Consider the following 21,975-nt stretch of genomic DNA (forward strand, 5'->3'; position numbering starts at 1 on the left):
TCGCCGACGTCCTCGCCGACCGCTACACCGCCGACGTCATCCGCCTCCCCTCCCCACCCGACGGCGTCACCCGCCTCCACACCCGCGCGGTCCGCATCGACCGCGGCACCGGCACCGTCCAGTGCGACGACGGCAGCACCGTCCCGTACGACCGCCTCGTCCTGGCCACCGGCTCCAACCCCGTACTCCCCCCGCTCCGCGGCCTCTTCGAGCCCGACGACCGCGACCTGCCCGCCGGCGTGCACCCCTTCCGTACGCTCGCCGACTGCGAGGCACTCCGCACCGCCGCGGCCCCCGGCACCAAGGCCGTCGTCATCGGCGGCGGTCTCCTCGGCGTCTCCGCCGCCCGCGCCCTCGCGCTGCGCGGCGCCCACGTCGTCCTCGCCCACCAGGGCGAGCACCTCATGGAGCGGCACCTCGACGTCCACGCCGCGGCACTCCTCCACAGCCACCTGGAGGAACTGGGCGTCGAGGTGCACACCGAGTGCCGGGTACGCGGCCTGCGCAAAGCCGCCGGCACCGTCACCGCCGTAGAACTCGCCGACGGCTACGCCCTCGAGTCCGACCTCGTCGTCCTCGCCTGCGGCGTCCGTCCCCGCACCGGCCTCGCCCAGGCGGCAGGGCTCACCGTCCGCAAGGGCATCGTGGTCGACGACCACCTCCGCACCTCCGACCCGCGCATCCACGCCATCGGCGACTGCGCCGAACACGACGGCACCACCTACGGCCTCGCCGGCGCCGCCGTGGAGCAGGCCGAGGTCACCGCCCAGGTCATCGCCGCCGATCTCAACGGCACCACGGCCCCCCGCTACACCGGCACCCGCGCCCTCACCCGCCTCACCCTCGGCACCGAAGTCGCGGACAGCGCCTTCGACCTGGCCGCGTTCGGCGAGACCACGCCCCGGGACCCCGACGACGACGTCGTGCACCTCACCGACGCGACCCGCCGCACGTACCGCAAGGTCGTGGTCCGCGGCGACCGCCTCGTCGGCGGCATCCTCCTCGGCGACCTCGCCACCGTAGGAAATCTCGCACTCACCTGGGAGACCGACGAAGCCCTCCCCGACGCTCCCCTGCTCCACCTGATCACCGACAACGGAGGCTCCTGACGATGACCGGCAACGCACAGCGGATCGTCCTCATCGGCCACGGCATGGTCGGCCAGCGCTTCCTCGAAGCGCTCGCCGAGCGCGGGCTGACCCGCACCCATCGCGTCACCGTCCTCGCCGAGGAGCCACGCCCGGCGTACGACCGCGTCCAGCTCACCTCGTACTTCTCGGGCACCAGCCCCGACGAACTCTCCGTCACCCCCGAGGGCTTCCTCGATGAGCACGGCATCGAGCTGCACCTGAACGACCCGGTCGTCGCCATCGACCGCGAGACCCGCCGGGTCACCACCGAGTCCGGGGTCACGCACCCGTACGACACCCTGGTCCTGGCCACCGGCTCGTACCCCTTCGTCCCGCCGGTCCCCGGCAAGGACGCCGACGGCTGCTTCGTCTACCGCACCATCGAGGACCTGCTGGCCATCGAGGAGTACGCGAAGAAGCACGCCACCACCGGCACCGTCGTCGGCGGCGGCCTCCTCGGCCTGGAAGCCGCGGGCGCCCTCCAGGGACTCGGACTCGACACCCACATCGTCGAGTTCGCGCCGCGCCTGATGCCCGTCCAGGTGGATGAGGGCGGCGGCAGCGCGCTGCGCCGCACCATCACCGGCATGGGCCTGGAGGTGCACACCGGCGTCGGCGGCAAGGAGATCAAGACCGACGCCGACGGTGCCGTCCGCGCCATGGCGCTCTCCGACGACTCCGAGATCGCCACCGACCTCGTCGTCTTCTCCGCGGGCGTACGGCCCCGCGACCAGCTCGCCCGCGACGCGGGCCTCGACGTCGGCGAGCGCGGCGGGGTCGCCGTCGACGAGCAGTGCCGCACCACCAACGACCCCGCCGTCTTCGCCATCGGGGAGTGCGCCCAAGCAGCCGACGGTCGGGTGTACGGCCTTGTGGCGCCCGGGTACGAGATGGCGGAGACGGCGGCCAAGGCGATCGCCGCCGAAGACGGGGAAGCCTGCGACGGCTTCAGCGGCGCCGACCTCTCCACCAAGCTCAAGCTCCTCGGCGTCGGCGTGGCCTCCTTCGGCGACGCCCACGGCGCGGCCGACGACTGCCTCGACGTCGTCTACTCCGACTCCCGCGCCGGCATCTACAAGAAGCTGGTCGTCGCCCCCGACGGCACCCTGCTGGGCGGCGTCCTGGTCGGGGACACCGACTCCTACGGGCTGCTCCGCCCGCTCACCGGGTCCGTTCCCCCGGTGTCACCCGAGCAGCTCGTGCTCCCCGCCGGAGCCGGTGCCCCGGCCGCCCTGGGCCCGTCCGCGCTCCCGGACGAGGCGGTCATCTGCAACTGCCACAACGTCACGAAGGGCAGCATCCGCGGCGCCGTCACCGACCACGAGTGCACCACCGTCCCCGAGGTGAAGAAGTGCACCAAGGCGGGCTCCGGCTGCGGCAGTTGCGTGAAGGTCCTCACCACGCTCGTCAATGACGAGCTCGAGGCGCAGGGCGTCACCATCGACAAGGGCCTGTGCGGCTGCTTCACCTACACCCGCGCCGAGCTCTACGAGATCGTCCGCACGCTCCGTATCACCTCTTACGCCGCCCTCCTCGACAGCCACGGCCGCGAGGAGGCCAAGCGCAGCGACGGCTGCGAGGTCTGCAAGCCGACGGTGGCCTCGATCATCGCCTCGCTCGCGCCGACGATCGGCGCGGAGGGTTACGTCCTGGACGGCGAGCAGGCCGCGCTGCAGGACACCAACGACCACTTCCTCGCCAACATGCAGAAGAACGGCTCGTACTCGATCGTGCCGCGCATCCCCGGGGGCGAGATCACCCCCGAGAAGCTGATCGTCATCGGCGAGGTGGCGCGGGACTTCGGGCTGTACACAAAGATCACCGGCGGGCAGCGGATCGACCTCTTCGGCGCCCGGGTGGACCAGCTGCCGCAGATCTGGGGGCGGCTGGTGGACGCGGGCTTCGAGTCCGGCCACGCGTACGGAAAGGCGCTGCGCACCGTCAAGTCCTGCGTCGGCTGGACCTGGTGCCGCTACGGCGTCCAGGACTCGGTGAAGATGGCGATCCAGCTGGAGCTGCGCTATCGCGGCCTGCGCTCGCCGCACAAGCTCAAGTCGGCGGTGTCCGGGTGCGCCCGCGAGTGCGCGGAGGCGCAGTCGAAGGACTTCGGGGTGATCGCGACGGCGGGCGGCTGGAATCTGTACGTCGGCGGCAATGGCGGCGCGACGCCGCGGCACGCGGATCTGCTGGCGCAGGACTTGTCGGACGCCGAGCTGGTCCGCCTGATCGACCGCTTCCTGATGTTCTACATCCGCACCGCCGACCGCCTGGAGCGCACCTCGGTGTGGCTGGAGCGGATCGAGGGCGGCCTGGACCACGTACGCGACGTGGTCGTGCACGACTCCCTCGGCCTCTGCGACGAGCTGGAGGCGCTGATGGCCGACCACGTCGCCAACTACCGCGACGAGTGGGCGGAAACCCTCGCCGACCCGGACCGCCTGCGCCGCTTCGTCTCCTTCGTCAACGCCCCCGGCACCCCCGACCCGACGGTGCAGTTCGTCCCCGAGCGCGACCAGGTGAAGCCCGACCTGAACCTGCTGCAGATCCGCCCCCTGGACGCCTCCGAAGCCGCCCTCGACAACGCCCTGGAAGGAGCCTCGGCCCGATGACCCTGGCACCGGAACGCATCACCCTCCGCGTCGAACTCCGCCTCGACCGCGGCTGGCATAGCATCTGCGAACTCTCCGACCTCACCCCGGGCCGCGGCGCCGCCGCCCTGCTCCCGAACGGCGAACAGGTCGCACTGTTCCTCGACCGCGCGGGCCGCACGTACGCGATCGCCAACCGCGACCCGTTCACCGGCGCGTACGTCCTCTCCCGCGGCCTGCTGGGATCAGCCGCCGGCCGCCCGTTCGTAGCCTCCCCGCTCCTGAAGCAGCGCTTCGACCTGGAGACAGGCCGCTGCCTGGACGACGACGAGGTGACAATCCGGGCCTACACGACCCGCACCCTGTGAGGCCGGCCGGCCTCGGGTAGCGTCCCGGGGCGTGACGACGACCGCGACCGCCGACTGCCATGCCGGCCAGGGACGTTACGCCGCCACGGCCGCACTCGCGGCTGCCGCGCTGAGCGTCGTGGCCTTGGTGGTGGTGCCTGCCGTCCTCGTCCGGGCGGCGGGCGCCTTGGACGATGTGTGCTTCATCGCCATCCTCAGCCCCATCGTCGCCTTCGCGGTGTACCTGCCGGCCAACGCGTCCTTCGGGCTCGAGCAGCGCGGCCGGATGCTCACCGCCCGCACGCTCTTCGGCCGCCGCACGGTGGACCTGGGCCGGCTCGTCGGGGTCAGGCTGCTCGAGATCCCCGTCCAGCCGGGGCCGCTCCGGTGGCTGCTGCTCACCGACGAGCACGGGGTGCAACTGGCCGTACCGGAAGCGCGGATCGACCACGGCCGGCTTGCGCACGAGATAGTGACGGCCGTCCGGCGCGCGCGTTCCGGTCGCGTCCGCGTCTCCCGCGCGGCCCGGGAGCGGCTGGACCTGGAAGGGCGGCAGGAGCCCGGGTGGCTGCGCGGAGAGCTCGCCTCTCTGCTGTGGGCGGTGGCGGTGCTTGCCGTGCTGGGCGGGACGGGCATGGGGACGCTCGCCCTCTCGCTCACGCTGGCCGGCGCGACCTGACTCACGGCTTGATCCAGAACACCACCCGGATCCCGTTGGTGGAGTTGATCCGCTCGTTGATGCCGTACAAGCGCCCGTCGGCGGGGCCGTAGCCGAGGTTCTGGGTCAGGACCGGGGACGTCGTCAGTACGTGCGGCTCCACTCCCGGGCGGGCGTAGTGGATGCAGGAGTACTTGAGGGCGTCGCCCGACCCGTCGCCGACGCCGCTTGGGCAGTCCCCCGCCATGAACCAGCGGTCGCCGTCCGTCGCCGCTCCCTGCATCGCCCAGACCGGGGAGGAGTAGGCCGCCGTGGCGGTGCCCTTCGGCAGGCCCGTCGTCTCGTCCAGGGCCCAGCGGACGACGCGGCCGCCCGCCGCGCCCGCCTTGAACTCGGCCGAGACCAGGGCATCCGCCCCAGTCCGGTCCAGGCTCAGGGAGTTGAGGCAGGGAGTCGTGCCGGAGACCACCGCGCAGGCCGCCGTGCCCGTCGTGGTCCGGTATTCGCCGATCATCGGCAGCGCGTAGTTGCTCCAGCGGGCGGACGACGCCGAGCCGGAGATGCCGACCGCCTCCGTGCTGGAGTTGACCTTCCAGATGTGGGCGAGGTCGTAGACCTGCAGATAACGGCCGTTGGCGACGAAGAGCTTCGTGCCGTACCAGACGACCCCGTCCGCGTGCGTCCACTTGGCGGCGGTGAAGTTGCCGTTGCCGGCAGCGTCCAGCGTCGGCCGCACCAGCAGCAGATGGTTGTAGCGGATGCCGCCGCCCTCGGCATTCACCAGACTCACCCGGGCGAACTCGTTCGCCACCGCCCCCGGCGTCCCCATCCCCCGGCTGAAGTGCCAGGAGGCGACGAATGTCCGGCGCCCGTCCCAGAGGCCGTCGGCCTTCGCGTCGTACGAGCCGCTGAGCCCCTGCGGCGTCCATCCGCCCGCCGTGGTGTACGAGTTGGAGGTGTCGTCCGCCTTGTCCCAGCAGAAGCCGCCGGGGCTGAGCGACCCGCTCAGCCCGGTGCCGTGGCACAGCCCGGCGGATCCCGTGCGCCCGCCGGAGGTGAGCACCTCAGTGGCGTTACGGACCGCCACGGCCGGGTTCTTCTCGACCGCCGTCAGCGCCTTCCCGTAATCGGCGAAGGTGGAACCGGCGTCGAGCCTGAACTGCCCCACCGTCCCCGCATCGACCGGAGCGAAGGGCAGCGCGGCCGGGGCCGCCTGCGCCGCCGGGAGCCAGGCCGCCACCGCGGCGGAAGCGGCGGCCAGTGCCGTACCGAACGTAAGTCGCCATGAACGCGTCACGTCGGCAGAGCGTACCGGCCGCCGCCCTCCTGCCATAGGGATCAGCGGCTCACTTCCCGCCGCCGCCCATCTCCGCCAGCCCGGCCCGCGCGTACTGCTCGTCCGTGTCGCCGCTCGGCGCCCCGCCCACGCCGATGCCGGCGAGGCAGACGGGGGTGCCCGGCACCGGCACGCCGCCGGCGAGGAAGAGCGAGCCCGGGATGTCGGCGAGGCGCGGGTTGCCCTCGACCACGCCCGCCATCTCCGATGTCGGGCGGCAGAAGTGGGCCGCCGTCTTGGCCTTGGCGATGGCCGAGTCGACGCTCAGCGGACCGGCGCCGTCGCCGCGCACCTTGGCGATGATGGTGCCGTTGCGGTCCACGATGGCGGCGCTCACCCGGTCGGTGCCCTCCGCGGCGGCGAGGACGGCCGCCAGCATCTTGGTGGCGGTGGCGGCCGAGACGTGGGTGTCGCGGTACACCGAACCCTGGGCGCCGGCCTTGCTCCCCGGGGTGGCACCCGTGGGCGGGCCGTCGACGGCGGCGGCCGGCGCCGCGGCGAGGACCGCGGCGGTCGCGGCCGCCAGCAGGGCGCCGGCGAGGGATTTCGTGGACATGGGGACTCCTAGCTCATCCGGCGGCGATCCATTCGCTCCGGTTCGCAGGCATATTCACCGAGCCCGGGGCGGAACGGGCCCGCACCGGGCGGTTCTTGCCTGCACACCACTCAATAAGATCAACGGCGCTCCGCTCCCGTCCCAGCGCGCTCCTTCTCCTCTACCGCACCCGCTCGTACTCTGTGCGCATGTCTGCCTGGAGCGCACGCGACATCCCTGACCAGAGCGGCCGTACGGCCGTCGTCACCGGGGCGAACAGCGGCATCGGATACGCCGCCGCCCGGGAGCTGGCCCGCGCCGGAGCGCGCGTCGTCCTCGCCTGCCGGAGCGAACATCGCGGCGGCGAGGCGCTGGCCCGGCTGCGCGCCGAGGTCCCGGGGGCCGAGGCCGAGCTGCGGCCGCTCGACCTCGGGGATCTGAAGTCCGTACGGGACTTCGCCGACGGCCTCCCGGGCTCATCGGACGGGAGCCTCGATCTGCTCATCAACAACGCCGGCGTGATGGCGATCCCGTACGGCGAGACGGCCGACGGCTTCGAGACCCAGATCGGGGTGAACCACCTCGGGCACTTCGCGCTCACCGGGCTGCTGCTGCCGCGGCTGACCGCCGCCGAGCGGGCCCGGGTGGTGAGCGTCTCCAGCCTCTTCCACTTCACGAGCCAGGTGGACCTGAACGATCTGCACATGCGGCGGCGCTACCGCCGCTGGGTGCAGTACGGCCGCTCCAAGTCGGCCGACCTGCTCTTCGTCCACGAGCTGGCCCGCCGCCTCGCCCGCGCGGGCTCCGACGTCGTCGCGGCCGCCGCCCACCCCGGCTACGCGGCCACCAACCTGCAGGCCGCGAGCGTCCAGTCGGAGCACCGCCCCCTCGCCGAACGGATCTTCGCCATCGGCAACCGCCTGATCGCCCAGTCCGCGGACGACGGCGCCCTGCCGACCCTCTTCGCCGCCACCGCCCCCGGCGTGCACCCGGACACCTTCATCGGCCCGCGCGTCCTGGGCTGGCGCGGCGCCCCGAGCACGTCCACGCGAGCGAAGTGGACCCTCAACGACGCGGCCTCGCAGCGCCTGTGGGAGGAGTCGGAGCGGCTGACGGGGGTGACGTACGAGGGGCTGGGCTGACGGCCCGGTTCACCCCATCTCGATCCGGACCGCATGGTGCCCGTCCAACGCCGCCGGTATCCGGGCGGGGGCGGGCCTGCCGTCGAGCGTGCACGAGACGATGCGCTGCCCCGCGCCCTCGACCGTGAGGTCCAGCGTCGCGCCGCGGTAGGCCAGCCCGGACAGCGTGACCGGACCCCACCCCGGCGGCAGGCTCGGCGCGAAGGACAGCCCGCCGTGCCCGGCGCGCAGGCCGAAGAGCCCCTGGTGGATCAGGCGCAGATAGCCGGTCGCCGACCAGGTCTGATCCGGCTGCGAGTCCCACTGCCTGCCGACCTGCCGGCCGCCGTCTACCGCGCCGGTACGGGCGTGGTAGATCTCCCAGAAGTGGCCGTCCCCGTGCCACAGTTCCGCGATGTCCGTCACCGTCCGCGCGAAGAGGTCGGCACGGCCGCCGCGCGCGGCCGCGTGGCCCCACATGGCGGTCGTCATCGGCCACACGATCACGTTGTGCCGCCCCGGGTGCGCGTCGTCGAAGCGGTCGAAGTGCGGCCAGACGTTGACCACGCCGTACGGCTCCTGGTGGATGCCGTCGAGCAGCGTGCGCACCTGGCGCGGCGACGCGACGCCGCACAGCACCGCGAAGGCGAGCCCGTTCGTCTCCTGGTGCGGCTCCAGCCGGCCGGCCTTCGGGCCCGCGCCGTGGATGAACGAGCCGTAGGTCCCGGCCTCCGGCCGCCACAGGTGCCGGTTGACGGCCGTACGCAGCCGTCCCGCGGATGCCCGCCACCGCCTCGCCGCATCCCGCTCTCCCACCAGGGCCGCCATGTCGGCGCAGGCCAGATAGGCCGCGTGGTAGAGGCAGTTGGTGGACAGCGAGAGCATTCTGTCGGTGTGCGGGTGGTCCAGCACGAAGGACGAGTCGTTGGCCGGGTCGTAGGGCGGGCTCGGGTAGCCGGCGATGCCGTCCTGCATGAAGGCCGGGCCCTCGAAGAGGCCGTACTCGGCGTTGAAGTGCTCGTCGCGGTTATGGCGCAGGGTGTTCGCGGTGGCCTCGTACGCGTCGGCGAGGAAGGGCCGGTCACCGGTGAGCAGGTAGTGCTCGCGGGCGGCGATCGCCCAGATCACCTGGTCCCACCACTGGTTGTCCTGCTGCACGATCAGGGTGCCGTCGTCCTGCCGCCGGCAGACCGACCACAGCGTGTTCCGCGCGACGGCGGGTGACAGCAGGCTGGCGGCGTTCCAGGAGTTCACCGACGCGTCGCGGGTCCACGGCTGCTCGTAGCCGCCGCCGGCCCGGATGAAGGTGCCGGGCGGGTCGGTCAGGAGGCCGGTCTGGTTGTACTCGGCGGGGTCGTACGGGACGGTGTTGATCTCCAGCAGATTCCGCAGGGCGGAGCGGTAGGCGCCGCCGAGCAGGGCGTCGCGCCCGCCGCCGAACTCGATGACGGGCGGGGCGCCGGAGGGAGCCGCGGCCGAGGCGGAGGCCGGCATCGCGCCCGCGCCCGCGGCGGTGAGACCTGCGACGGCGGAGCCGCGGAGCAGGGTGCGGCGGGAGAGGGGGCGGCGGTTCGCGGGCGAGGTCATGGGCGGTCCTCCGCTCGACAACGATGTCAGCCATGCCCTTCCGGAGGCTTCCACGCCACCACACCGGTGTCAACGCGTCGCACGCGCCACGGAGTTCAGGACCTGCGCGCTACGTAAGCCCCGACGCCTCGAAGACCTTCCGCGCCCCGCCCCCGTCGATGTGATCCGCGAGCGCCTGCAGCTCCCGCGTACCGCCGCGCAGGAAGCCGCGCTCGCGGGAGCGCCGGACGCCCGAGTCGAGGTGGTGCCAGAGGAGCGGGGAGGCGGCGAGCTGGCGCGGATCCAGTTGCACGCGGCCGCCCATCAGGTCCTCCAGGACCAGCCGCGAGCCCATGCCGCCGCGGCAGCGGATGGTGATCAGCTGGTCGGTGCGCACGCTCTGCTCGCGCAGCAGCCCGCGGACCGTCAGCCGGCCGCCCTCGGCGGCGATCCTCGGCGGCCGCACCAGCACGTACACGACCATCGCCAGCACCGCCCACCCGGCGGCACGCGGCAGCGCGAGCGCGCCCGTGGCGAGGTCGCAGGCGATGAGGGCAGCGAGGAGCGCGGCCGCGGCGTAGCCGCCGGTGCGCAGCTCACGGCAGCGGTGGGGGTCCGGTGCGCCGTGGTCGTTCATGGCGGGAGGCTAGGCGGACTGATCGCCGTTCGTCACCACTCTGCCAGCGGTTTTTGCCCGGTCGTGACTTCTCTGTGAACAAGGGCACAAGCGACGATCACTCCTGGAAGCCGACACACCGCCGCAATCCCTCTGTCGTAATCCCCCCTCAGGGTTGATCGTTGAGTGGTACGCCGATGACCCTCCACCGACCCAACGGCATCCGGGAGTACGGGACATGACGATCAGCCGCAGAACTCTGCTCGGGACCACATCGGGCCTCGCCCTCACCGGCGCGCTGGCCGCCTGCGGCTCGAACACCGGCCGCGGCGGCGGGGGCGGGGGTGGCGGCCCGGAGCTCGAGCACTGGTACCACCAGTACGGCGAGCAGGGCGTCGAGCAGGCGGTGAAGAAGTACGCCGACGCGTACGACAAAGCGGACGTATCCATCCAGTGGCGCCCCGGCGACTACATGCAGCAGCTCTCCGCCGCCCTCCTCACCAAGGACGGCCCGGACGTCTTCGAGACCGAGGGCCCGGAGCTCGACCAGATCCGCGGCAAGCGGGTCGCCGACCTCACCGACCTGATCAAGGACGTCAAGGACGACTACAACCCGGCCGTCCTCGCCACCAAGACGTACGAGGGCAAGGTCTACGGCATCCCGCAGGTCGTGGACATGCAGCTGCTCTACTACCGGAAGAGCCTCCTCGACGACGCCGGCGTCGAGCCGCCGCGGACCCTCGACGCGCTGGTGGACGCCGCGAAGAAGCTCACCACGAAGAAGACCAAGGGCCTCTTCCTCGGCAACGACGGCGGCGCGGCGGTGCTCGGCGCCACCCCGCTGCAGGCGGCGGGCCTGAGCTTCGTATCGGATGACGGCACGGTCGGCTTCGACGACCCGGCGGCGGCGAAGGCGCTCGGCAAGCTGCGGGCGTTGTACGCGGACAAGTCGCTGCTGCTCGGGGCGCCGTCGGACTGGTCGGACCCGGCGGCCTTCACGCAGGGTCTGACGGCGATGCAGTGGAGCGGTCTGTGGGCGCTGCCCGCCGTGAAGAAGGCGCTGGGCGACGACTTCGGGGTGCTGCCGTTCCCGAAGGACGGCGCGGCCGGCAAGCCGACGGTCCCGGTGGGCGCCTTCGCCGCCGCGGTGAACGCGAAGGGCAAGCACGTAGCGGCGGGCAAGGCGTATCTGAAGTGGCTGTGGGTGGAAAAGGAGGACTACCAGGAGGACTTCGCGCTCTCCTACGGCTTCCACATCCCGGCCCGCATCTCGCTGGCCAAGAAGGCGAAGAAGCTGCAGGAGGGCGCGGCGGCCGAGGCCGTGAAGCTGGCGACGGAGAACGGCTTCTCGAACCCGCTGATCTGGACGACGGCCGCCAACAACGCGTACAACGACGCCCTCAGCCGCATCATCAAGGACGGCAAGGATCCGGATGCCGAGCTGCGGAAGGTGGTCCGCAAGGCGCAGTCCGAGCTGGCGCGGGTGCAGGGAAAGCCCTCCTGACGTGCTGCTCCGGAAGCTGCTCGGCCCGCAGAACCGCAACCTCTGGTTCTGGGTCTTCGTGGGCCCCTTCGCGATCGGCCTGGCGCTCTTCACGTACGTGCCGCTGGCCTGGAGCCTCTATCTGAGCTTCTTCGACGCGCACAACACGGTGACGCCGGAGGACTTCGTCGGCCTGGCCAACTACCGGACGATGCTGACGGATTCCGCCTTCCAGGACAGCCTGCTGACCTTCGTCGTCTTCACGGCCGTCATCGTGCCGGCGACCTTCGCGCTGTCGCTGGCGCTGGCGCTGATGGTGAACCGGCTGCGCTGGATGCAGGCCTTCTTCAGGTCGGTGTTCTTCCTGCCGGTGGCGTGTTCGTACGTGGTCGCGGCCCTGGTGTGGAAGCTGTCGATCTTCAACGGGGTCCGCTTCGGGCTGGCGAACACGGTGCTGGGGTGGTTCGGTTCGGACCAGATCGCCTGGCTGTCCACGACGGACCCGCCCTGGTACTGGCTGGTGATCGTCACCGTCCGCCTCTGGCTCCAGGCCGGCTTCTACATGATCCTCTTCCTGGCGGGCCTGCAGCGGATCCCGAAGACGCTGTACGAGGCGGCGGCGGTGGACGGCGCGCGGGAGGGCTGGCAGGTCTTCCGGCACATCACCTTCCCGCAACTGCGCGCGACATCGGTGGCGGTGGTGCTGCTGCTGGTCATCAACTCCTTCCAGGCCTTCGACGAGTTCTACAACCTGCTGTCCTCGGCCAAGGGCTACCCGCCGTACGCCCGCCCGCCCCTGGTCCACCTCTACATCCTCGCCCTGGGCAAGGAACAGAACCTCGGCCTCGGCTCGGCGGGCGCGGTGATCCTGGCACTGATCATCGGCGTGGCGACGGTGGCGCAGGCGCGCTTCTTCGGCCTGGGCAGGAGGGAGGACTGATGCACGACGCTCTGGTACGGGCGGGGCGGGCGCTGCGCGTGGCGCTGCTGATCGCGCTGGCCGCGCTCTTCCTGATCCCCTTCTACCTGCTGCTGCGCAACGGCCTGGCGAGGGAGGAGGACATCACCGCGCCCGACTGGACGCTCTTCCCGACCGACCTGCAGTGGGGCAATGTAAGCGAACTCTTCGCCGACACGAGCGTCCCGATGGCCCGCGCCCTGCTCAACTCCTCGCTGATCGCGGTGGCGACGACGCTCGGCACGCTGCTCCTGGCGTCGCTGGCCGGCTACGGCCTGGCGCGCATCCCGTACCGCTACGCGAACGCGGTCTTCTACGCGATCCTCGGCACGATGATGGTCCCGGCGGCGGTGACGTTCGTCCCGACGTTCGTCCTGGTCTCGACGCTGGGCTGGATCTCAACCCTCCGCGGCCTGATCATCCCCACCCTCTTCTCCGCCTTCGCCTGCTTCATCTTCCGCCAGTACTTCCTGGGCTTCCCGAAGGAGCTGGAGGACGCGGCAAGGGTCGACGGCCTCGGCTACTGGCGTACGTACTGGCGCATCGTGGTGCCGAACTCCCGCCCGGTCTTCGCGGCGGTGGGCACGATCATCTTCATCGGCGCCTGGAACGCCTTCCTCTGGCCCCTGGTCATCGGCCAGGACCGGGACGCCTGGACAGTCCAGGTCGCACTATCAACCTTCACCACAGCCCAAACCATCAACCTCCACCAGCTCTTCATCGCCGCAGTGGTCTCGATCCTCCCGCTGCTGGTCGTCTTCCTCCTCCTGCAGCGCTACATCGTGGCGGGGGTGGAACGCTCAGGCATCGACGAGTAAGCATCACCCGATCCGGTGATTGATCATCTAGAGAAACGGTCATGCTCTCGAACCCCGCCATAGCGTCCGCCACATGGTCAGCTCAAACCACGAGGCGATGCACCGGATCTTCCAGGAGGATCCCGGGGTGTTCGCCCGCACGTTCCGGGCGTTGGGGATGCCTCTGGCAGACCCGGTGGCCGTGTCCGTCTTCACGCCGGATCTGACAGAGATCAGGCCGATGGAGCGGCGGCTCGACACACTGCTGCACTTCGAGACCTCGGACGGCGAAGGCTTCCTGCTCGCCGTCGAGGCGCAGGGCAAAAGGGATGCGGACAAGGCGGCGAGTTGGGCGTACTACCTGGCGTTTCTGAACGCCAAGTACGAGCTTCCCACCGTCCTGCTGGTCGTGAGCCAAGACGCGCACACCGCCCGCTGGGCAGCGGGGCCGTTCCACTTCGGCATCCATGAGTGGACCAGCATGATCGTCCGCCCGTTCGTCCTGGGCCCGCACAACGTACCGGTCATCACGGACGTGGCTCTGGCGGCCGAGGACATCCCTCTCGCCACGCTTTCGGCGATTACTCATAGTAAGGACGAGAACGCCGGTGCCATACTGAGGGTGCTGTTCTCCGCCCTGAAGAAGATCGACAAGACGACGGCGCACATCTTCGCCGAACTCACGGAACTCGGCCTGGGGTCTACCCCGGCACTAGACCTCTGGAGGGACCTGATGGCGGCAGACCTTTCCTTCTTCCGCTCCGAGACGTCCATGCGGCTGCGGGCCCAAAGCCGGGCTGAGGACATCGTGCGCCTCTTGGAGCTCCGCGGCATCGAAGTCTCGGACGACGCACGCGAGCGGATCTTGAGCTGCAGCGACCTCGACATCCTCACCGGCTGGTTCGACCGCGCCGCCACCGCCTCCTCCGCCGACGACGTCTTCTCGGAAGACCGGCAGGACTGACGCCCACGAAAAGCGGGGCGGGCGCCTCCGCACAGGCGCCCGCCCCGGGGTCCGGAGCGCGAGGGTCAGGGGTGCTCCGGGGGATGAGGGGTCTCGGTCAGGAAGCGCGGCCGTTCGCCGCCGCCCTCGCCGCTTCCAGGCGGGCGACCGGGATGCGGAACGGGGAGCAGGAGACGTAGTCCAGGCCGACCTCGTCGAAGAAGTGGACCGATTCCGGGTCGCCGCCGTGTTCGCCGCAGACGCCCAGCTTCAGGTCAGGTCGGGTGGCCTTGCCGGCCTTCACCGCGTCGCGGACCAGCGCGCCCACGCCGTCCTTGTCGATTGTTTCGAAGGGCGACACCCCGAAGATGCCCTTCTCCAGGTACGCCGTGAAGAACGAAGCCTCCACGTCGTCCCGCGAGAAGCCCCACACCGTCTGGGTGAGGTCATTCGTGCCGAAGGAGAAGAAGTCCGCCGACTCCGCGATCTGTCCCGCCGTCAGCGCGGCCCGCGGCAGCTCGATCATCGTGCCCAGCGACAGCTTCAGCGAGACCCCGCGGCGCTCCTCCACCTCGGCGATGACCTGTTCCGCCTCGTCCCGGACGAGCTCCAGCTCCTGGACCGTACCCACCAGCGGAATCATGATCTCCGCCCGCGGATCGCCCTTCGCGTCCTTGCGGTCCGCCGCGGCCTCCGCGATGGCCCGTACCTGCATCGTGAAGAGCCCCGGAATGACCAGGCCGAGACGCACACCCCGCAGCCCCAGCATCGGGTTCTGCTCGTGCAGCCGGTGCACGGCCTGCAGCAGGCGCAGGTCGTTCTCGTTGTGGTCCTTGCGGGACTCGGCCAGCGCCACCCGCACCGACAGCTCGGTGATGTCCGGCAGGAACTCGTGCAGCGGCGGGTCCAGCAGCCGCACCGTCACCGGCAGCCCGTCCATCGCCTCGAAGAGCTGCACGAAGTCGCCCTGCTGCAGCGGCAGCAGCTCCTTCAGCGAGGCCTCCCGCTCCTCCTCCGTGTCGGCGAGGATCAGTCGCTCGACCTGCTGCCGCCGGTCGCCGAGGAACATGTGCTCCGTACGGCACAGGCCGATGCCCTGCGCCCCGAAGCGGCGCGCCCGCGCGGCGTCCTCCGCGTTGTCGGCGTTGGCGCGCACCCGCAGCCGGCGCATCCGGTCCGCGTACGCCATCATCCGGTGCACCGCGACGACCAGCTCGTCCGCGTCCTCCGCGCCCGCGTGCATGCGGCCCTCGAAGTACTCCACCACCGGCGAAGGCACCACCGGGACCTCGCCCTTGTAGACCTTGCCGGACGACCCGTCGATCGAGATCAGGTCGCCCTCGTCGATCACGATCCCGCCTGGCGCCGTCATCTGCCGCCGCTTCGTGTCGACCTCGAGCTCCTCCGCGCCGCATACGCACGTCTTGCCCATGCCGCGGGCGACCACCGCCGCGTGCGAGGTCTTGCCGCCGCGCGAGGTCAGGATGCCCTCCGCCGCGATCATGCCGTCGAGGTCGTCGGGGTTGGTCTCGCGGCGGATCAGGATGACCTTCTCACCGCTCCGCGACCACTTCACCGCGGTGTACGAGTCGAAGACCGCCTTGCCGACCGCCGCGCCCGGCGACGCCGCGATGCCCCGCCCGATCTGGTCGGCCTTCGCGCCGTCGTCGAAGCGCGGGAACATCAGCTGCGCCAGCTGCGCGCCGTTCACCCGCTGCAGCGCCTCCGCCTCGTCGATCAGCCCCTGGTCGACGAGCTGCGTGGCGATACGGAACGCCGCCGCCGCGGTGCGCTTGCCCACCCGGGTCTGCAGCATCCACAGCTTGCCGCGCTCGATGGTGAACTCGATGTCGCACAGGTCGCGGTAGTGGTTCTCGAGCGTCTCCATGATCTGCATCAGCTCGTCGTACGACTTCTTGTCGAGCTCTTCCAGATCGGCGAGCGCGACCGTGTTGCGGATGCCCGCCACCACGTCCTCGCCCTGGGCGTTCTGCAGGTAGTCGCCGTAGACGCCCTGCTGGCCGCTGGCCGGGTCGCGGGTGAAGGCGACGCCGGTACCCGAGTCCGGGCCGAGGTTGCCGAAGACCATCGAGCAGATGTTGACGGCGGTGCCCAGATCGTGCGGGATCCGTTCCTGCCGCCGGTAGAGCTTCGCGCGGTCGCCGTTCCACGAGTCGAAGACCGCCCGTACCGCCAGGTCCATCTGCTCGCGCGGGTCCTGCGGGAAGTCGCGGCCCGTCTCCTTGGCGACGATCTCCTTGAAGTGCTCGGTGAGTTCGCGCAGGTCGGGGGCGCCGAGGTCGACGTCGGTCGTCGCGCCCTTGGCGCGCTTGGCGTCCTCGAGGGCGTCCTCGAAGAGCTCGCCGTCGACGTCGAGGACGGTCTTGCCGAACATCTGGATGAGGCGGCGGTACGAGTCCCAGGCGAAGCGCTCGTCGCCGGCCTGCTTGGCGAGGCCCTCGACGGAGACGTCGGAGAGGCCGATGTTGAGGACGGTGTCCATCATCCCGGGCATCGAGAACTTCGCGCCGGAGCGGACCGAGACCAGCAGCGGGTCGTCGGCCTGGCCGAGCTTGCGGCCCATGCGCTGCTCGAGGGCGTCGAGGTGGGCGCTCACCTCGTCGCGCAGGGCGGTCGGCTCCGACCCCGTCTCGAGGTAGACCTTGCAGGCCTCGGTGGTGATCGTGAAGCCGGGAGGGACCGGCAGGCCGAGGTTGGTCATCTCGGCGAGGTTCGCGCCTTTGCCGCCGAGGAGGTCCTTCAGGTCTTTGTTGCCCTCGCTGAAGTCGTAGACGAGCTTGGGGTTCTTTTTCTGCTGCTTCTTCGGCACGGGACACCTCACGGGTCTTGCCTGCGCTTCTGCCCTGACGGCGAGGAACATACCCAGATCGAAGGTGACCGGGTACCCGCCACATTCCGATCATGGCGGCTTTCGGCCCCTGCACCTGCGATCCAATGGGCCCGGAGGCCGACGACCTATGCGTTCACTTCTCGAAGACTGTCCTTACAGGGGATCCGGGTTTGTCGGTCCACGGCAACTCAGACCGGCCGGACGTGTCACGCAGCGCAGCATGGGCTTCAGCTGATGAAGACACATGCATGGCACTGAGTGCCACGCCTTGGAGAGGTGTGCGCAGTCAGTACCTGCTCATCTGAGCATACCCTCAATCAAACGTGGCGAGTATCACGCGGCGTGTCTCACTTCGCGGACCCGGACGGCCGCCATGCAGGCGCGGTACCGCGGGGTTCAAGCGCAGTTCACCGGGCGGCCAGCCGCCGATCGGCCGCTTCGGGCGCGTAGAGCTCCTCCACGACCATCTGCGCGGCCCCCAGCAACCCCGCTCGGGCACCCAGTGCCGCGGTGACCACGCTCAGATGAGCTGTGATCCGGGGCATCGCCCGGCGGTAGAGCTCCTCGCGCACGCCGGCCAGATACGCCATGCCGACCAGATCGCCGGAGAGCATCAGCACGCCGGGGTTGAGCAGCGTGACGACCGTGCCCAGCACCTCGCCGAGCCGCCGCCCGGCCTCCTGCGCCAGCCGTACGGCCTCCGGCTCCCCGGCGGCGAGGAGCGCGCGCACATCCGAGCCGGACGCGGCCGGGACGCCGACGGCGGTCAGGTCGCGGGCCACGGCGCCGCCGCTCGCCACCGCGGCGAGGCAGCCGCGGGAGCCGCAGCGGCAGAGCGCGGCGGGGTCCGGCTCGGTGGAGTGCAGCCGCACGTGGCCGATGTCGCCGGCGCCGCCGTCGATGCCGCGGTAGATCCGGCCGTCGACGACCATCCCGGCGCCGATCCCGGTCGCGGCCTTGACCAGCAGGAAGGCCGAGCAGTCCGGATAGCCGGCGCGCTGCTCCGCGTACGCCATCAGGTTGGCGTCGTTGTCGACGAACACGGGGAGCCGCACGGTGCCATCGGGAAGCCGCGCCGCCAGCGCGCGCCGCATCCCGTCGGGCACGTCGACGCCGTCCCACCCCGGCATGATCGGCGGCTGCACCACCCGCCCCGTCGCGACATCCACCGGACCCGGCACGCACAGCCCCACCCCGCACACCGCGCGATACGCCACCCCCGCCTCCGCCAGCAGCTCCGCGAACCACTCCCCCAGCCGGTCCAGCACCTTCTCAGGACCGTCCGCCACCACCAGCGGTCCGGTGTGCTCGGCGAGCACCCGCCCGGCCAGGTCCGTCACCGCCGCGTGGGCATGCCGGGTCCCGAGGTCGGCGACGAGCACCGCCGCATGCCCGGGGTCGAACTCCAGCCGCGCCGACGGCCGGCCACCGGCGGGCCCGCCGCCTGGCACCCCGCCGCCCTCGCGGATCCAGCCGGCCCCGAAGAGCGCCTCGAGCCGCTGCCCGACGGTCGACCGCGAAAGACCGGTGAGCAGCTGCAGCTCACCGCGGGTGGTCGCGCGGCCGGCCCGTATCAACGCCAGGATGCGACCTGCACTCGTCATGTCTCGGCCCTCGCGTTCCTCGGCATGCTCCCTGCCCACGGGGTCTGGGGGCGGAGCCCCCAGGTTCCTTCACCGCCGCACCGCAGCGGAGCTGCTTTCGCCCCGTCAGTTCGACTGCCAGAGAGTGTAGTTCTGCTTGTCCAGCAGACTACTCGGCGCTAGTTTTGCTTGTTAATGCTACGTAACTCCTCGGTGTCTTCCTCGCTTCCCGTCGCCGCCGCGGCGGCCAAAGTGCTGGAGGCGAACTGGACCGGCACCGCCACCGTCCCCTCCCGCGGCCTGTATCCGCACCAGTGGAGCTGGGACTCCGCCTTCATCGCGATCGGATTGCGGCATATCTCGGCGTTACGGGCCCGCCGGGAGCTCGAGACGCTGCTGGCCGCGCAGTGGGGGGACGGGCGGGTGCCGCACATCGTCTTCAACCCCGGTGTGCCCGCCGGTGCTTACTTCCCCGGGCCCGCCTTCTGGCGCTCCTCGACCGCGGGCGCCACGGCCGGGGCGCCGGGCGGCGCCGAGACCTCCGGCATCGTGCAGCCGCCGGTGCACGCGCTCGCCGCCTGGCTGGTGCACCGGGCGGATCCGGTCGGCTCGTGGCGGGCCGGGTTCCTGCCGCGGATCTATCCGCGGCTGCTCGCCTGGCACCGCTATCTGCGCGAGGAGCGCGACCTGGGCGGGCACGGTCTCGCGGCGTCGCTGCATCCCTGGGAGCCGGGGATGGACAACAGCCCCTGCTGGGACGCCCCGCTCGCCCGCGTCATCCCAGCCCCTGCCGACTCCTTCCGCCGCGCCGACCTGAGCCACGGCGCCGGGGCCGACCGGCCGACCGACCTCGACTACGGCCGCTACGTGGCGCTGGCCACCGCCTACCGCGACCGCGGCTACGCCGACACCCCCAGCCTGAAGAGCCCCGCCCACCCCTTCGCGGTCGAAGACCCGGGCAGCAACGCGCTGTTCGCCGCCTCCGAGCACGCGCTCGCCGAGATCGCCCTCGCGCTCGGCGCCGACCCGCAGCCGCATTTACGCCGCGCCGCCCGCATCACCAGGGCCCTCGCCGGGCGGCTGTGGTCGGCGGCGGACGGCCTCTTCCTCGTACGCGACCTGCGCGCCGACGCCCTCGTCCCGCAGCTGAGCGCGGCCGGGCTGCTGCCGCTGGCCGTGCCCGGGCTGCAGCCCGCTCTCGCCGCCGCCCTGGCCCGTACGGCCACGGGGCCGCACTTCGCCGCCGGGTCAGGGCTGATCCCGAGCTACGACCTCACCTCGCCCGCCTTTTCGCCGACCCGGTACTGGCGCGGACCCGCCTGGTTCAACGTCAACTGGCTGCTGGAGCGCGGCCTGCGGCTGCACGGCTACGCCGACCGCGCCGACGCCCTGCGCGCGGCGGCGGTCAGGACCGCGTACGCCACCGGCTTCGCGGAATACGCCGACCCGCACACCGGCGATCCGCGCGGCAGCCGCGACTTCTCCTGGACGGCGGCGCTCACCCTCGACCTGCTCACGCCCCCCGACGACCGCGAACCACCTGGAGGCCCTCGCTCATGACCAGCGCGGAGCACCGGCACCTCTTCCACGGCGGCACCTTCGCCGCGATCGGCCCGGCGGGCGACATCACGGGGGCCAGAGCGGCGCTGCCGGACGGCCTGTTCATCAGGGACGCCCGGCATCTGAGCCGCTGGCAGCTGACGGTGGACGGGGCGACGCCGGAGGTGCTGGTGCCGGCGGGCCCCGGCACCGCCCCGGCCGCGGAGTCGGTCCTGACCCCCGCGAGCAGCCGCACCGACCCGCCCGCGCACACCCTCTTCCGCGAGCTGCGGGTGACCGCGGGCGCGCTGCTCGACCGCATCCGCGTGGTCAGCAATCGCCCCGACGCCGAGACCGTGCGGCTCGCGCTGACGGTCGACGCCGACTTCGCCGACCAGTTCGAGCTGCGCGGCGACCATCGCTTGTACGAGAAGCCGGCGGCGGTGCGCGGGCGCGAAGTCCTGCCGGACGGCGTGGAGTTCCGCTACCGCCGCCGCGACTGGCACGCCCGTACCGTCATCACCGCCGACCCGCCGCCCGCCGCGGTCGAGGAGACCGGCAGCGGCGCCCGCCGGCTGGTCTGGGAGCTGGACCTGGAGCCGCACGGCTCCACCGAGCTCAACCTCCGCGCCGAGGCGCACCCCCACGACGCCCCCGACCCGGCCCTGCTCCCGGAGTCCGGCTCCGCGCCTCCCGAGCTGCACGCCGCCGGCGCGCCGCCGCGGCTGGCCCGCGCCTGCCGCCAGGGCCTGGCGGACCTCTCCGGGCTGCTCATCCCGGCCCGCGGCCCGGACGACGAGGTGGTACGGGTCCCCGCCGCCGGAGTCCCCTGGTTCCTCGCGCTGTTCGGCCGGCACGCCCTGCTGACCTCGCTCTTCGCGCTGCCGCACTGGCCGGCCCCGGCGACCGCCACGCTGCTCGCGCTGGCCGCGACCCAGGCCACCGAGCACGACCCGGCGCGCAGCGCCCAGCCCGGCAAGATCGTGCACGAGGTGCGGCACGGCGAGCTGGCGCACTTCGGCCAGGTCCCGTACGGCAGGTACTACGGCTCGGTGGACGCGACGCCGCTGTTCCTGGTGCTGCTCGGCGAGGTCACGGCCCGTACCGGCGACGACAAGCCGGCCCGGCGTCTTGAGCGGCACGCGCGGGCGGCGGTCGACTGGATGCTGCGGGACGGCGGTCTTGAGGACCGCGGCTACCTGTACTACCGCGCCGACGAGGGCGGGTTGGCCAACCAGAGCTGGAAGGACTCCCCCGGAGCGATCTGCTACGCGAACGGCGAGCGGGCCCGCGGCGCGGTCGCCGCGGCGGCGCCGCAGGGGTACGCGTACGCGGCGCTGCGGCACGCGGCGCGGCTGGCGCGGACGATCTGGGACGACGAGGCGTGGGCGGACCGGCTGACGACGACCGCGGCGGCCCTCCGGGCCCGCTTCGTACGGGACTTCTGGCTGCCGGACGCGGACTTCCCGGCGCTGGCTCTCGACGGGGACGGGACGCCTGTCGACGCGCTCGGCTCGGACGCCGGGCATCTGCTGTGGTCGGGGCTGCTGGAGGCCGAGCAGGCGCGGCGGGTCGGACGGCGGCTGCTGGAGCCGGACTTCTTCTCGGGCTGGGGCGTGCGGACGCTGGCCGCGGGGCAGGCGGCGTATCACCCGCTGTCGTACCACCGCGGAAGCGTGTGGCCGCACGACAACGCGATGCTCGCGCTGGGGCTCGCGCAGTACGGGATGGAGGAGGAGGCGCGGGTGGTCGCGAACGCCGTGGCGGACCTGGCGGCGGCATCGGACAACTACCGCCTCCCGGAGGTCATCGCGGGCTATCCGCGCACGGACGACGCGGGCCCGGTCCCGTATCCGCACGCCTGCTCACCGCAGTCGTGGTCGGCGGCGGCGCCGCTGGCGCTGCTCACGGCGGTGGCGTGAGG

17 protein-coding genes are annotated in these 21,975 nt (G+C 71.7%); 11 read left to right on the plus strand and 6 right to left on the minus strand.

What is annotated here, in order from left to right; all coding sequences use genetic code 11:
* From G5C51_RS14830 to G5C51_RS14845, 4 genes are all read left to right on the plus strand, one after another.
* The coding region (locus G5C51_RS14830) for an NAD(P)/FAD-dependent oxidoreductase (RefSeq protein WP_165237340.1) at positions 1–1,109 on the plus strand (1,109 nt) is incomplete at its 5' end.
* Positions 1,110–1,111: 2 nt separating this feature from the next.
* Complete coding sequence (gene nirB / locus G5C51_RS14835) at positions 1,112–3,739, plus strand: nitrite reductase large subunit NirB (RefSeq protein ID WP_165237342.1); 2,628 nt, start codon at positions 1,112–1,114, stop codon at positions 3,737–3,739.
* A complete protein-coding gene (nirD, locus tag G5C51_RS14840; RefSeq protein WP_165237344.1) occupies positions 3,736–4,086 on the plus strand; it encodes a nitrite reductase small subunit NirD in 351 nt (116 codons plus the stop codon). Before nirB ends, nirD begins: the two co-directional genes overlap by 4 nt.
* Positions 4,087–4,117: 31 nt before the next feature.
* The gene (locus G5C51_RS14845; RefSeq protein ID WP_165237346.1) at positions 4,118–4,744 is read left to right on the plus strand and encodes a hypothetical protein; all 627 of its coding nucleotides are present in this window, start codon (positions 4,118–4,120) and stop codon (positions 4,742–4,744) included.
* Between the two features lies 1 nt (position 4,745).
* Here the strand turns inward: G5C51_RS14845 and G5C51_RS14850 are convergent, their stop codons facing one another.
* Positions 4,746–6,020: a hypothetical protein gene (locus G5C51_RS14850; protein WP_338118149.1), complete on the minus strand. Its 1,275-nt coding sequence runs from the start codon at positions 6,018–6,020 to the stop codon at positions 4,746–4,748.
* A 49-nt stretch (positions 6,021–6,069) separates the two neighbouring features.
* Positions 6,070–6,615: a GlcG/HbpS family heme-binding protein gene (locus tag G5C51_RS14855; RefSeq protein ID WP_165237348.1), complete on the minus strand. Its 546-nt coding sequence runs from the start codon at positions 6,613–6,615 to the stop codon at positions 6,070–6,072.
* 188 nt (positions 6,616–6,803) lie between these two features.
* Here G5C51_RS14855 and G5C51_RS14860 point away from each other — a divergent pair, with 188 nt between their 5' ends.
* Positions 6,804–7,736 (plus strand): oxidoreductase, encoded by a 933-nt coding sequence (locus tag G5C51_RS14860; protein ID WP_165237350.1) that lies wholly within the window; start codon positions 6,804–6,806, stop codon positions 7,734–7,736.
* Positions 7,737–7,745: 9 nt separating this feature from the next.
* Here G5C51_RS14860 and G5C51_RS14865 read toward each other — a convergent pair whose 3' ends face one another.
* The gene (locus G5C51_RS14865; RefSeq protein WP_165237352.1) at positions 7,746–9,302 is read right to left on the minus strand and encodes an MGH1-like glycoside hydrolase domain-containing protein; all 1,557 of its coding nucleotides are present in this window, start codon (positions 9,300–9,302) and stop codon (positions 7,746–7,748) included.
* A 109-nt stretch (positions 9,303–9,411) separates the two neighbouring features.
* A complete protein-coding gene (locus G5C51_RS14870; protein WP_240929660.1) occupies positions 9,412–9,918 on the minus strand; it encodes a hypothetical protein in 507 nt (168 codons plus the stop codon).
* Positions 9,919–10,135: 217 nt separating this feature from the next.
* On the opposite strand from G5C51_RS14870, the gene G5C51_RS14875 reads away from it, so the two are divergent.
* The 4 genes from G5C51_RS14875 to G5C51_RS14890 all read left to right on the plus strand — a co-directional run bounded on the left by G5C51_RS14875 (position 10,136) and on the right by G5C51_RS14890 (position 14,099).
* Complete coding sequence (locus tag G5C51_RS14875; RefSeq protein ID WP_165237354.1) at positions 10,136–11,401, plus strand: ABC transporter substrate-binding protein; 1,266 nt, start codon at positions 10,136–10,138, stop codon at positions 11,399–11,401.
* A 4-nt stretch (positions 11,402–11,405) separates the two neighbouring features.
* Positions 11,406–12,320 carry a carbohydrate ABC transporter permease gene (locus tag G5C51_RS14880; RefSeq protein ID WP_240929661.1) on the plus strand — a complete coding sequence of 305 codons (915 nt, stop codon included), beginning with the start codon at positions 11,406–11,408 and terminating at the stop codon, positions 12,318–12,320.
* Positions 12,320–13,156, plus strand: a complete 837-nt coding sequence (locus tag G5C51_RS14885) for a carbohydrate ABC transporter permease (RefSeq protein ID WP_165237358.1) — start codon at positions 12,320–12,322, stop codon at positions 13,154–13,156. The genes G5C51_RS14880 and G5C51_RS14885 overlap by 1 nt, the downstream gene beginning before the upstream one ends.
* A gap of 73 nt (positions 13,157–13,229) precedes the next feature.
* A complete protein-coding gene (locus G5C51_RS14890; RefSeq protein WP_165237360.1) occupies positions 13,230–14,099 on the plus strand; it encodes a hypothetical protein in 870 nt (289 codons plus the stop codon).
* Between the two features lie 97 nt (positions 14,100–14,196).
* On the opposite strand, the gene ppdK is transcribed toward G5C51_RS14890, so the two are convergent.
* Both ppdK and G5C51_RS14900 read right to left on the minus strand, forming a co-directional pair.
* Complete coding sequence (gene ppdK, locus G5C51_RS14895) at positions 14,197–16,959, minus strand: pyruvate, phosphate dikinase (RefSeq protein ID WP_206313849.1); 2,763 nt, start codon at positions 16,957–16,959, stop codon at positions 14,197–14,199.
* Positions 16,960–17,336: 377 nt separating this feature from the next.
* Positions 17,337–18,533 carry an ROK family protein gene (locus G5C51_RS14900; RefSeq protein WP_165237364.1) on the minus strand — a complete coding sequence of 399 codons (1,197 nt, stop codon included), beginning with the start codon at positions 18,531–18,533 and terminating at the stop codon, positions 17,337–17,339.
* 174 nt (positions 18,534–18,707) lie between these two features.
* On the opposite strand from G5C51_RS14900, the gene G5C51_RS14905 reads away from it, so the two are divergent.
* Both G5C51_RS14905 and G5C51_RS14910 read left to right on the plus strand, forming a co-directional pair.
* Entirely contained in the window at positions 18,708–20,072 is a 1,365-nt protein-coding gene (locus tag G5C51_RS14905; RefSeq protein ID WP_165237366.1) for an MGH1-like glycoside hydrolase domain-containing protein, read from the plus strand.
* Complete coding sequence (locus G5C51_RS14910; RefSeq protein ID WP_165237368.1) at positions 20,069–21,973, plus strand: amylo-alpha-1,6-glucosidase; 1,905 nt, start codon at positions 20,069–20,071, stop codon at positions 21,971–21,973. Before G5C51_RS14905 ends, G5C51_RS14910 begins: the two co-directional genes overlap by 4 nt.
* Positions 21,974–21,975: the final 2 nt, after the last annotated feature.

Origin of the sequence: Streptomyces coryli, assembly GCF_011044975.1 — a bacterium.
Taxonomy (GTDB): domain Bacteria; phylum Actinomycetota; class Actinomycetes; order Streptomycetales; family Streptomycetaceae; genus Streptomyces; species Streptomyces coryli.